The organism is Streptomyces sp. NPDC058691 (assembly GCF_042714775.1).
In the GTDB taxonomy this organism is placed as follows: Bacteria; Actinomycetota; Actinomycetes; order Streptomycetales; family Streptomycetaceae; genus Actinacidiphila.
This window is the reverse complement of sequence record NZ_JBHXSO010000027.1, coordinates 70679-82908: the sequence shown is the minus strand read 5'-3', so window position 1 is coordinate 82908 and position 12230 is coordinate 70679. Positions and strand designations below refer to the sequence as shown.

The following is a 12230-nucleotide window of genomic DNA, read 5'->3' as shown; positions in this document are numbered from 1 at the left end:
CCAGGAGAGTAACCGCCGCCTCGTTGCGCGTCCCTCCTCCTGACTCGGAGCCCCCCATGAAGCCTTGGCGAGCCGTCGGCGCCGCTGCGCTGACCCTCTTCCTCTCCGTCGCCCCCCTCGTGATCGCCGGCCCGGCCCAGGCGGCCACGCCGGCCGACGCGGACCTTGCCTACCGCTGGGCGCCCATCCACTACCAGGACACGTCGTCGGTGTACTACACCGCCGACTACCTCTCGCCCGTCGACTACGACGGCGACTGGAACACCCGCAACAACTGGGACGACCTCGACGCCAACACCCAGCGCCTGACCGGCACCGCGTACTACTCGGTCGTGGAGACCTCCACTCACTGGTTCATCACGTACGCGTTCTTCCACCCCCGCGACTGGAAGGACTACCCGCTCAATGTGACGGGCCACGAGAACGACATGGAGGGCGTGCTGGAGGTGGTCCGCAAGGACGGCAGCACCTACGGCACCCTCCAGGCCGCCGTCACCCAGGCGCACGACAACTACTACTCCTACGTCCCGGCCGGCAGCCCCTTCACCGGCAACCGCGAGACGGTCGACGGCACCCTCTTCACGCAGGCCCACGACGGCGCGCAGCACCCGCTGGTCTTCCAGGAGGCCAGGGGCCACGGCATGTACAACTGGGACGGCGGCGACTTCGCGGGCGGCGACGGCATCGTCTACCGCCCCAGCCGCACGGGGGGCACGGTGCCCAAGAGCGGCAACGACCGGGCCGCGTCCTACCAGCTCGTCGACATCTTCGGCGCGGGCGGCCTGTGGGAGCGCCGCAACACCAACCCGCCGTACGCCTCGTGGGGGACGTTCGCCGGTGACAACGGCAAGGACAACGCGGCGCACACGCCCTGGGGCTGGGACGACACCAATGACGGCAGCGACCTCCAGCGCGGTTCCATCGCGCCGGACCCGGCCTACCTGATCTCGGTGTACTTCGGCAACACGGCACCCTTGAGCCTGACCTACACCCGCAACACGTACCGTTCCTGACAGGGTGTCACCTCTCCGGGCCGACGGCGTGACCGCCGGCCCGGAGGCGGGGCTCAGTGCGGGTGCGGGTGGTCGTGGCCCGGTGGGCGTCGGTCCAGGGCCCGTGCGCGGGCGGTGACCTCGTCGGGAGACACCGTGCCCTGGCCGGCGAGCACGTCCTCCAGGGCGCCCAGCCAGTGCTGGTAGTAGTTCCACGGTGCGTCGTCGTGGTCGTGCTCGGCCTCCCAGACCGCGATCCGGGTGATCAACGCCGCCTGGAACCGCGGCCAGCTGAAGGCGCCCGCCTCGTGGAGGGCGACGGCCATACCGAAGGCGCGGCTCTCCCACGGCTCGGCGAACACCAGCTCCCCGTTGGAGCGCGGCGGCGCCGCCGGGCCCTCGGTGTCCAGCGGGGCCGTCATGGCGTCCTCACCTTGGCCACACCGACCATCGCGTCCCGGGTGACCAGCGGGACGAGCTGCTCCTCGGACAACTGCTCCGTGCCGGCGGGGCGTTCCGGCAGTACCAGCCAGCGCACCTCGCTGGTGGAGTCGCGCACCGTGATCCGTACGTCGTCGTCGAGGTCGAGGCCCATCTCGGACAGCACCGTGCGCGGCTCCTTGACCACGCGCGCCCTGTAGGCCGGGTCCTTGTACCAGCTCGGCGGAAGACCCAGCACCGGCCAGGGGTAGCACGAACACAGCGTGCAGACCACCACGTTGTGGACGGTCGGGGTGTTCTCGACCACGACGATGTGTTCACCCTGCCGGCCCGAGAAGCCCAACTCCGCGATCGCGGCGGTGCCGTCCTCCAGGAGCCGGGCCCGGTACTCCGGGTCGGTCCACGCCCTGGCGACGACCTTGGCGCCGTTCAGCGGGCCGATGCTGGTCTCGTACTCGGTGATGAGTCCGTCCATCTCCTTCGGGTCGATCAGGCCCCGCTCGGTGAGCAGTTGCTCCAGGGCCTCGGCGCGCAGCGCCACGGGTGGGCGCCCGCCCGGTCCGCCGGTGGTCATGAAGGTGTCTCCAAGTAGCTCTCGTACAACTCGGCGGTGACCGCGAAGGGTTCGGACTCGGCGCCCCACAACTCCCGGGAGTCGAAGCGCACCGAGTAGACGTGCTGCGGATTCTCACCCTTGAAGTGGGCATTGGTGTCCGGCAGCACGGCGGCGGGCTGGACCGCCTCGACGATGCCCGCGTGCCCCCGCATGTAGCCCGGCAGCCTTGTGTGACCGGGCGGCGACATGTCCTTGGCACGGACGTGCTCGCCGACGGCGAAGGCCGGTGCGGCCTCCACGGTGCGCAGTGACCCCTCGGCGGTCGGCGCGTAATGGGGCCGGGCGGGTTCCGGGATCGGCGGCTCCGCCACGTGCTCGCCGAGCAGATTGCGGGCACGGGCGTCGATCGCGCCCGGTGCGAGGAAGGCGGTCTCGGTGAGCATCAGCTCCGCGCCGTTGAGCCAGCGCCCGTAGTAGCCCTCGTCCAGGTAGGCCGCCCGGTCAAGGCGCTCGAGCGCGTGCCGGAAGGCGTCCGTGTTGGTGTCGCCCCATGCGACGCGGCCGGAGAGGATCGTCAGCGCGAACGCGCGGGCCTGCCAGGGTTCCGCGAAGACCCTTTCGTCGCCGCGTGGCGGGTGGGCGCGGCCCCAGCCGTCGGTGCCGCCCATGTCGGCGATCCCTTGCATGGCACCACCTCTCGCACCTCTGCAGTAACAGACATACGCGTACAAAGTCTATTCTGTGGCGTCCCGGATGCTCAGGCGAGGGGCGGCACCGCGTCCATGTCGAACGCCTCGAGGGGCGACGCGGGGGTGCCGGCGCCCGGCATCTGCTGTGCCGTCCAGATGCACTTGCCGTCCGGGGTGTAGCGGGTGCCCCATCGCTGGGAGAGCGAGGCGACGAGCTGCAGCCCCCGGCCGCCCTCGTCCATCTCGGACGGGTGCCGGATGCGGGGCATGGTCAGGCTGCCGTCGGCGACCTCGCAGATCAGCTCGGTGTCCTGCAGCAGCCGCAGCCTCATCGGGCCCTTCGCGTGCCGGACGACGTTGCCGATCAGCTCGCTGGCCAGCAGTTCCGTCGTCGCCGTCAGCTCGTCCAGCCCCCAGTCCGACAGCTGCTCCCGGACGAGTCCGCGTGCGAGCGCGGCCGCCTGCGGGTCCTGGGGGAGCGGCCAGGAGGCCATCCGGTCCGACGGGAGGGCGTGAACGCGGGCGATGAGGAGGGCGATGTCGTCGGTGGTGGTCCGTCCGGCGGGGAGCAGGTTGGTGATGACGGTGTCGCAGAGCCGGTCCAGGTCGTCACCGTCCGAGCTGCGCAGCAGGTGGGCGAGGTCGGACAGTCCCTGGTCGATCTCCCGCTCGGACGACTCGACCAGACCGTCGGTGAACAGCACCAGGAGACTTTCCTGCGGTATCTCCAGCTCGACGCTCTCGAACGGCGCCTCCGCCGCTCCCAGAGGAGGGTTCGAAGCCGCCTTGGGGAACTGGACGGTGCCGTCGGGGTGGACGACGGCCGGCGGTGGATGCCCGGCGCGGGTGACGCTGCAGGTCCCGGTGGTGGAGTCGTAGAGCAGGTACAGGCACGTGGCGTAGGAGTCCTCCCCGAGCCCGCTGACGATGTCGTTGAGGTGGTTCATGATCTCGTCGGGGGGCAGTTCGAGGCCGGCGAGCGTGTGGACGGCCGTGCGCAGCCGGCCCATGGCCACGGCCTCGGACAGGCCGTGGCCCATCACGTCGCCGATCACCAGCGCGACCCGGCCGGCGGAGAGCGGAATGACGTCGTACCAGTCGCCCCCGACATCCACGCCCTGTTCCGTCGGCAGGTAGCGGGCGGCGAGCGAGCACGACGGCAGGGCGGGCAGCCGCTGGGGGAGCAGGGCGCTCTGCAGCTCCCGGGACCGGGTGTGCTCGGCCTCGTACAGCCGCGCGCGTTCCAGGGCGTGGGCCACGAGGGCACTGATGGCGCCGAGCAGCGTGCGTTCCTCGTCGGTGAGGCGGCGCGGCCCGTCGAAGGCGAGCACGCAGATCCCGAAGGTCTGCCCGGAGGCGATCAGCGGCAGGAAGGCCCACGACTGCTTCCCGATCAGGCGTGGACGGTCGGCCATGGCGGGGTACCGCTCCGCGTACTCCTCGACCGAGGAGATGAACAGCGGTTCGTTGGTGGCGAGGGACTGCCATCCCGGGTCCTGCTCGGCCCGTGGGCGGCCTTCTATGTGGTCCAGGAAGGCCTGCGGATAGCCGACGGAGCCCACGGTGTAGACGCGGTCGCCCTCGATCGCCTGGACCAGCAGACCGGAGGCGCCGAACGGCGGCAGCACCCGCTGGGCCACCGCGTCCACCACGTCCCGTGACGTGGTCGCCGCGGCGAGGGCCGCGGTGAGCTCGCCGATGCGGGCCGAGCGCTCGGCGGAGGCCTCTTCGGAGGCGATCCGCTCGGCTTCGTGCCGCCGGTGGTCGGTGACGTCGGTGAAGTAGAGGGTGACGCCGTCGGGCACCGGGACGAGCCGCAGGTGGAAGCAGGACCCCGTGTCCGGGATCGCCACGTCGAAGCTCGTGGGCACCGCCTTGGCGGCGGCCTCACGGCACTGGGCCTCAAGGCCCGGTATCTGCCGCAACGACGGCAGCGTCCACAGCACGCGGTCGAAGAGCTCCTCCTCGGGGGAGCCCAGCATGTCCTCCGCTTTGAGATTGACGAACGTGATGTGCCAGTCGTCGTCCACGGAGAGGAAGCCGTCGGTCATGTACCGCAGGGCGCGGCTGAGCGCGGCACGGGCCGAGCGGGACTCATTGCTCTCCCACGCCGTGCCGATCATGCGGTAGGGCTCGCCCGTGTCGTCGAGCACCACCTTGGCGCGGGTCTCGGTCCACGCGTAACCGCCGTCGGGACGCCGTACGCGGTACTCGGCCTCGAACACCCCCCGGTCGCGGATGGCCTTCTCGGCGGCGGCGAGCGTCCACGGCAGATCGTCGGGGTGGACGACCTTCATCCAGCTCTCGACCCGCGGCACGAAGTCCTCGGCGGCGGTGCCGTAGACGGCCATGGCCGCATCGTCCCAGGCCAGCTCGCCGGTCCGGATGTTCCAGTCCCACGTGCCCACTTCGACGGCCTTGAGGGCCTGCCGCAGACCGCTGCCCGTGGGGTCCTCGTGGCGCGCGGGAGGCGGGGCCTGACCCATGCGCTCCTGCGCCCAGGCGGCCACCGCCTCAAGGAACTCCCACTGCTCCCGCGTGGGCTCTCCCCCGGCGCCGGTGACGACGGTGAGCGATCCGACCGGGCTCCCGCCGTCCGTCAGCGGCACAGCCGCCAGACCCGTGCCGGGCCATCCCCTCGCCCCCGGCGGCTGCACGCTTCCGGCGGCCCCGTGCGGAGCCCACAGCCCGTCGCGGTCCAGGACGCGGGCCGGCACGGCCGCGCTGTCCTGATCGATGATCTCCCAGTTCCGCACGAGGGCCGGCGACAGCCCGACGGTCGAGACCAGGCGCAGCGCGGACATGGGCCCGCACAGGTGGACCGTTCCGCCCAGCCCGTCCAGCCCGGCCACCGCCTGCTGGATCGCGAGCCGGAGCACCTCGCCTTCCGTAATGCCCTTTTCCACGGCGGAGAGCAGTGCCAATCGGTCGTTCACCATGTAAATGTACATTTCCGGAGGAATCCCGGCAGGTGAGGATGGGGTCACCGCCCGCCTGACCTGCGGTGCGGCCCCCGCGGCCTCCCACGGCCGCGCGTCAGGGCCGGGGCGGAAGGTGCTCCAGGTCGGCGGGGGTGGTGCCGGGCGGTCCGAGGACGATGTCCCCGAGTTCCTCCGTCACGGCCATGAAGAGCTCCGCGTCCAGTTCCGTCTCGGGAGTCGCCAGGTGGAACGGGGTGCCGGCCCGGGCGATGAGCTCGGCGAAGCCCGCCGGCGAGGTGATGTTGAGGGCACGGGCCCCGTCGGGGCCGGACTTGATGGCGTGCGGCACGTCCCGGGGGATGGTGAAGAAGTCCCCGGAGCGCAGGGTCAGGGTGTCCGGTCCGGCCCACACGGTCAGCGAGCCCGAGACCACCCACAGGCGCTCCTCGTACCGCGTGTGCATGTGCAGCGGCGTCGCCGCTCCGGTCGCCATGACGGAGTCGGTGACGTCGTGGCGGCCCTCGGTCTCGGCCCCCGAGGTGAGGATGGTGACGCTCAGTTCCTGCCCCAGTACGTATCGGCGTGCGGAAGCGCCCGGGGTGGGAGTGAACAGGCTCATGGTGCGTGGCTCCAAACGGTCGGTCGGGATTCACATTCGCTATAGGGTCCCTATAGCGAAAATAACACGAGAGCCTTGGCCGAAGATGGGGGCATGAACACCCAGCCGACCGGTCAGCGGCGTCCCTACCGCGCCCCCGGCCGCGCCCAGGCGGCGGCCGATACGCGGGCCTCCGTCCTCGAGTCCGCGCTGCGCCTCTTCGTCGACCGGGGCTACGGGAAGGTCACCGTCGCCGACATCGCGCGGGAGGCCGGGACGGCCGTTCCCACGGTGTACGCGAGCACCGGTGGAAAGTCCTCGATCCTGGCCCACCTCATCAGCGAGGGCATCGGCGACCCGATCGTCGAGCGGACCCTCGCGACGGTGAACGCCTGCTCCGATCCCCGGGAGGTGGTCGCCGCCGTCACCCACGGGGTCCGGCTGGACAACGAACGGCATTTCGCCCTCGTCCAGGTGCTGGTCACGGCCGCCGCACTGGAGGACACCGCCGGGGAGACACTCACCCGTGCCGACCGGGCCTACCGTGAGGCCCTCCACGTCGTGGCCGAACGCCTGGACCACCTGGGCGCCCTGCGGCCGGCCCTGGCGGGCGACCGCGCGACCGACGTGCTGTGGTTCTTCCTCGGCCACCGATCCTGGCGGCTGTACGTGGCGGACCGCGGCTGGTCCTGGGACGACACCGAGGAGTGGCTCACCGGGCAACTGTCGTTCGCCGTACTCTCCGAGGGGCCGGCCGGCTGATCCGCCGGTGGCGCGGAGAAGCGGAGCGCCGGCCTCACCACCGCGCCCGGAATCCCTCTGTCACAGGCGTTCCCCTGTGCCCGCCGAGCCCCCTAAGATCACCCCCGCCAGTCACGGGACCGCGGCCGCCGGGGAGGCGACGTGAGCGACAGCGCACCGCGTGGGGAAAGACTCGAGACGTACGGCTACACCCAGCAGTTGGCGAGATCGCTGGGGTTCTGGGACCTGGTGGTCTACGGCCTGGTCTTCATGGTGCCGATCGCGCCGTTCGGCATCTTCGGCGGGGTCTTCCAGGGCGCGGGCGGCATGGTCGCCCTCGCCTACGCCGTCGGCATGCTGGCGATGATGTTCACCGCGCACTCCTACGCGCAGATGTCGCGGGCCTTCCCGATGGCCGGGTCGGTGTACTCCTACGCGGGGCGGGGCATCGGCGCGCCGTTCGGCTTCCTGTCCGGCTGGATGATCCTGCTCGACTACATCCTGGTGCCGGCGCTGCTCTACCTGGTCGCCGCCGTCGCGATGAACTCGCTGGTCGCCTCGGTGCCGGTGTGGCTCTGGCTGATCGGGTTCGTGCTGCTGAACACCGTCGTGAACTACTTCGGCATCGAGATGACGGCCAGGATCAACAAGATCATGCTCCTGGCGGAACTGGCCGTGCTCGCGATCTTCCTGGTCGTGGGCGTCGTCGCGGTCGCCCAGGGCAAGGGCAACGGCTTCAGCTTCCACGCCTTCTACGACGCCCACACCTTCTCCTGGTCCCTTGTCTTCGGGGCGGTGTCGATCGCGGTACTCAGCTTCCTGGGCTTCGACGGGATCTCCACCCTGGCCGAGGAGAACCGCGACTCCGCCAAGGCCATCGGCCGTTCGATGGTCGCCGCGCTGCTCCTCGCCGGAGTGCTGTTCATCGTGCAGACATGGCTCGCGGCGATGCTGGTGCCCCATCCGCAGACGCTGATCAGCGACGGCGACCCGGACGGGACCGCCTTCTACGACGCCGCGCGCGTCGCCGGCGGCGCCTGGCTGGGGACGCTGAGCGCGCTGGCCACCGCCATCGCCTGGGGCTTCGCCAACTCCCTGGTCGCCCAGGCGGCCACCTCCCGGCTGCTGTTCGCGATGGCCCGCGACCGGCAACTGCCCGGCTTCCTGGCCAGGATCGACCCTCGCAGCAAGGTCCCGGCCAACGCCACCTTCCTCGTCGCGGTGGTCTCTCTGGGGCTGGGCCTGTACATGAACTCCCGCTCGGACGGCATCACTCTGCTCGGCTCACTGGTCAACTTCGGTGCGATGACGGCCTTCCTGGTCCTGCACGTCTCCGTCGTCGTCCACTACGTCGTCCGCAGCGGCAGCCGCGACTGGTGGCGCCACCTGATCGCACCGCTGATCGGCTTCGCGATCCTCACCTACGTCGTCATCAACGCCAAGGTCGCCGCGCAGCGGCTCGGCTTCCTCTGGCTGGCGATCGGCGTGGTCCTGCTCATCGGCCTGCTGGTCGCGGGCCGCCGTCCCGAACTGCCCAACGAGAACTCCGCGGCCGAGGAGGCCGGACACGCATGAGTGACATCGACGTCGTGACGCTCCACCCGTCCCCCGAGCAGTACGCCTACACCTTCGGCGGCCGCGAGCCGCTGCTGCGGGTTCGCCCGGGGACCATCGTGGAGCTCTTCACCGAGGACTGCTTCGGCGGCCGGGTCCGCGGGACGGAGGACCTGCCGAGCGAGGTGTGCGAGTTCCCGTACCTCAATCCCGTCACCGGGCCCATCCACGTCGAGGGGGCCGAGCCCGGCGACACCCTGGCCGTGCACTTCGCCGACATCGCGCCCGCCCGCGACTGGGCGGTGTCCACCACCTTCCCGCACTTCGGCGCGCTGACCACGACCCACTCCACGGCGATGCTGCACGATCCGCTGGAGGAGGTGGTCTGGCGGTACGGCATCGACCGCGACCGCAACAGCTGCCGTTTCCAGGCCCGGTTCTCCGACCACACCGTCGATCTGCCGCTGGACCCGATGCACGGCACCGTCGGGGTCGCACCGGCGGCCGGCGAGGTCATCATGAGCATCACGCCGGGCGCGCACGGCGGGAACATGGACACCCCCGAGATGCGCGCCGGCACCACCCTCTACCTGGGCGTCAACGTGCCCGGCGCGCAGCTGTCGATCGGCGACGGCCACGCGCGGCAGGGGGAGGGCGAGGTCTGCGGCACCGCCGTGGAGGCCGCGATGCACACCGTGGTCGTGATCGACCTGATCAAGGGCGGCGCCCCGGCCTGGCCGCGGCTGGAGGACGACCGCTTCCTGATGTCGACCGGTTCGGTGCGCCCGCTGGAGGACGCCTACCGGATCAGCCAGCACGATCTGATCGGCTGGACGGCCTCGCTCACCGGCCTGCACCGACTCGACGCGTACCAGTTGGTCAGCCAGGCCGGACTGGCGCCGATCGGCAACGTGGTGGACACCAACTACACCGTGGTCGCCAAGCTCCCCAAGACCGTCCTGGGCGGTGCGCCCGCCTATGACGGCCTGCACCGCGCCCTGCGCGAGAAGGGGCTGGAGTACCTCCGCCGGCGCTGAGCGCCCGTACGGCCCCCGCCCGCGCGAGGGCGCCGCGGTTCACCCCGGGGAGGGCCAGGGGTGGCTGACGGGGCGGCGGCCGGGGAATCTGGGGTGACAGTCGCGGGACGGACCCTGGGAGGACGCGTGGGGAGGGCGGACGCGTGGGGCCCGGACAGCCACGAGGACGTGGCCTGGTACATCCGTCTGCTCCCGTTGGTGCTCCTGGTCAGCGGCCTCGTGGTGGACTACCTCACCCCCGTCCAGTACACGGGCACGGCCTTCTACTCCGTCGCCCCGATGCTCGCCGCACTGGTCACGTCGATCAACGGGACCATCCTGGTGGGACTGGCGGCGATCCTCGCCGACCTGGCGATCGTCGCTCGCTACGGCTATCTGCCCAGTGTCGCCGGCATGAGCGAAGTGCTGTCGGTGGCGGTGGTCGCGGTGGTGGCCGTGTCGATCAACCGCGTGCTGTACGCCCGTGAGGTGCGGCTGCGGTCCGCCCGTTCCATCTCCGCGACCGTGCAGCGGGCGGTGCTGCCGGCACCACCCGCCCGCGCGGGCGTTCTGCGGATCGCCGCTCGCTACGAGGCGGCGGAGGAGGACGCCGGGATCGGAGGAGACCTCTACGCGGTGCAGGACGGCCCGCGCGGACTGCGCTGCGTCGTCGGTGACGTCCGCGGCAAGGGACTGGACGCCGTCGAGGCCGCGACGCTGGTGCTGGGGATGTTCCGGATGGCCGCCGGTGAGGAGGCGACGCTTGAGGCGGTGGCCGCGCGCATGCACCGTGCGCTGTGCCGGGAGGTCGGGCGACGGGGGAGCTCGGACGGGCTGGAGTGGTTCGCCACCGCCGTGCTGGCCGAGTTCCCCCGGGGCGCGGGGGAAGTGCTGCTGGTCAACCTGGGCCATCCCGCTCCCCTCCTCCTGACGGCCGGTGCGGTGCGGCCCACCGATCCCTCGCGCTACGCGATGCCTTTGGGCGTGGGATTGGAGAGGGGGCCCGTGGTCGTCGACAGAGTGCCGTTCCCGGCCGGCTCGACGCTCCTGCTGTGCACGGACGGCGTCACGGAGGCCCGCGACACCCGCGGCGGCCTCTACGACCCGGTGACCCGCCTGGCCGGAGTCGGCTTCAGCGGGCCGGCCGAACTGCTGGGCGTGCTGGTGACCGATGTGCACCGGCACACCGGCGGACCGTGCAACGACGACATGGCGCTGCTCGCCGTCACCTCCGACGGCTGACGGCCGCCGTCCGGCGGCGGCCCGGCAGGCACGTACGCCCGGCAGGCCGGCGCGGGGCGGCAGCCCTCCGGGTGGGCGAACGTCGATGGCCCTGTCGGGTGGTGGCGCGCACGGTGTCCTCGCCGGCGGGTAGTCAGCAGTTCGGTGGCGGACGCCACCCGTCCTGTCCCCGTCCGACGGAGCCGCCGTGAAATTCGGAGTGTCCACCTTCATCACCGATCAGGGCATCCGGCCGGCCCCGCTCGGCATCGCACTGGAGCAGCGCGCCTTCGACTCGCTCTTCATCGCGGAGCACAGCCACATCCCGGCGAAGCGCGAGTCCCCCTATCCGGACGGTGGCGAACTGCCGGAGGTCTACTACCGCACGCTCGACCCCTTCGTCGCCCTCGCCGTGATCGCGGCCGTCACCGAGCGGCTGCTGCTGGGCACCGGCATCGCGCTGATCCCGCAGCGCGACCCCATCCACGCGGCGAAGGAGGTCGCCTCGCTGGACCTGGTCTCCGACGGCAGGGCGATCTTCGGCGTCGGCGTCGGATGGAACCGCGAGGAGATGCGGGACCACGGCACCGATCCCGCGACGCGGGGCCGGCTCACCGACGAACGGCTGCGCGCCATCGTTGAGTTGTGGACCGCGGAGAAGGCCGAGTTCCACGGTGAGTTCGTGGACTTCGACCCTTCCTATGCCTGGCCCAAGCCCGTCCAGCAGCCCCATCCGCCGATCTATGTGGGCGGCGGCCCGGGCGGGTTCCACAGGGTCGCCGAACTCGGTGACGCGTGGCTCGCCGACGGCATGCCCCCGGACAGACTCGGTCCGCTCATCGAGCGGATGCGCTCCGTCGCGGGGCGGGAGGTGCCGGTGACGGTGTATGCCGCGCCCGACGACCCCGCGCACGTCGAGGGCTACATCGGTCTGGGCGTGGAACGGGTGCTGTTCTACCTGCCCACCATGCCCGAACAGGAGACGCTCGCGCACCTGGACCGGCTCGCCGAGCTCGCGAGTCGCTACCGCTGAGCGCCGGGGGACCGACGGAAAGGGGGGCGGCGTGCCCGACCTGACGAGTACGCAGGCGCGGGAGCGGTTCGCCGCGGCGCGCGTGGCACGCCTGGCCACGGCCGACGCGTCGGGCCGCCCGCACCTGGTGCCGGTGGTGTTCGCGGTGGACGGGGACTCGGTGACCCTGGCGGTGGACCACAAACCCAAGCGGACGACGCGGCTGAAGCGGCTGGCCAACATCGCCGCCAACCCGGCGGTCTGCCTGCTCGTCGACCACTACGACGAGGACTGGGACCTGCTGTGGTGGGCGCGCGCCGACGGTGAGGCGCGCGTCCTCGCGCCGCGGGACGCCTCGCCCGAGGCGGCGCAGCGGGTCGCCGTGCTGGCCGCCAGGTACGGGCAGTACACCGACCGCCCGCCCGGAGGGCCGGTGGTGGTGATCACGGTGCACCGCTGGACGGGGTGGCGTGCCGTATGACACGCGGT

12 protein-coding genes are annotated in these 12230 nt (G+C 71.4%); 7 read left to right on the top strand and 5 right to left on the bottom strand.

What is annotated here, in order from left to right:
• Nucleotides 1-56 precede the first annotated feature (56 nt).
• Complete coding sequence (locus tag ACFWVC_RS20545) at nt 57-1013, top strand: hypothetical protein (RefSeq protein ID WP_384287631.1); 957 nt, start codon at nt 57-59, stop codon at nt 1011-1013.
• A 53-nt stretch (nt 1014-1066) separates the two neighbouring features.
• Here ACFWVC_RS20545 and ACFWVC_RS20540 read toward each other — a convergent pair whose 3' ends face one another.
• The 5 genes from ACFWVC_RS20540 to ACFWVC_RS20520 all read right to left on the bottom strand — a co-directional run bounded on the left by ACFWVC_RS20540 (nt 1067) and on the right by ACFWVC_RS20520 (nt 6218).
• Entirely contained in the window at nt 1067-1414 is a 348-nt protein-coding gene (locus tag ACFWVC_RS20540) for a nitrile hydratase accessory protein (RefSeq protein ID WP_384287628.1), read from the bottom strand.
• Entirely contained in the window at nt 1411-2007 is a 597-nt protein-coding gene (nthA, locus tag ACFWVC_RS20535; protein ID WP_384287625.1) for a nitrile hydratase subunit alpha, read from the bottom strand. Before nthA ends, ACFWVC_RS20540 begins: the two co-directional genes overlap by 4 nt.
• Entirely contained in the window at nt 2004-2675 is a 672-nt protein-coding gene (nthB, locus tag ACFWVC_RS20530) for a nitrile hydratase subunit beta (RefSeq protein WP_384287623.1), read from the bottom strand. The genes nthA and nthB overlap by 4 nt, the downstream gene beginning before the upstream one ends.
• 71 nt (nt 2676-2746) lie before the next feature.
• Nucleotides 2747-5614 carry a SpoIIE family protein phosphatase gene (locus ACFWVC_RS20525; RefSeq protein ID WP_384287620.1) on the bottom strand — a complete coding sequence of 956 codons (2868 nt, stop codon included), beginning with the start codon at nt 5612-5614 and terminating at the stop codon, nt 2747-2749.
• Between the two features lie 100 nt (nt 5615-5714).
• Complete coding sequence (locus tag ACFWVC_RS20520) at nt 5715-6218, bottom strand: cupin domain-containing protein (RefSeq protein ID WP_384287618.1); 504 nt, start codon at nt 6216-6218, stop codon at nt 5715-5717.
• 93 nt (nt 6219-6311) lie between these two features.
• Between ACFWVC_RS20520 and ACFWVC_RS20515 the strand changes: the two genes are divergently transcribed.
• The 6 genes from ACFWVC_RS20515 (at nt 6312) to ACFWVC_RS20490 (ending at nt 12222) form a co-directional block, all read left to right on the top strand.
• Entirely contained in the window at nt 6312-6959 is a 648-nt protein-coding gene (locus ACFWVC_RS20515) for a TetR/AcrR family transcriptional regulator (RefSeq protein ID WP_384287615.1), read from the top strand.
• 141 nt (nt 6960-7100) lie between these two features.
• Entirely contained in the window at nt 7101-8513 is a 1413-nt protein-coding gene (locus ACFWVC_RS20510; RefSeq protein WP_384287611.1) for an APC family permease, read from the top strand.
• Nucleotides 8510-9529 (top strand): acetamidase/formamidase family protein, encoded by a 1020-nt coding sequence (locus ACFWVC_RS20505; RefSeq protein WP_384287607.1) that lies wholly within the window; start codon nt 8510-8512, stop codon nt 9527-9529. The genes ACFWVC_RS20510 and ACFWVC_RS20505 overlap by 4 nt, the downstream gene beginning before the upstream one ends.
• Before the next feature lie 126 nt (nt 9530-9655).
• Nucleotides 9656-10750, top strand: a complete 1095-nt coding sequence (locus ACFWVC_RS20500) for a PP2C family protein-serine/threonine phosphatase (RefSeq protein WP_384287602.1) — start codon at nt 9656-9658, stop codon at nt 10748-10750.
• A gap of 187 nt (nt 10751-10937) precedes the next feature.
• The gene (locus ACFWVC_RS20495; protein WP_384287599.1) at nt 10938-11762 is read left to right on the top strand and encodes an LLM class F420-dependent oxidoreductase; all 825 of its coding nucleotides are present in this window, start codon (nt 10938-10940) and stop codon (nt 11760-11762) included.
• 31 nt (nt 11763-11793) lie between these two features.
• Complete coding sequence (locus tag ACFWVC_RS20490; RefSeq protein WP_384287596.1) at nt 11794-12222, top strand: TIGR03668 family PPOX class F420-dependent oxidoreductase; 429 nt, start codon at nt 11794-11796, stop codon at nt 12220-12222.
• The last annotated feature ends 8 nt before the right edge of the window (nt 12223-12230 follow it).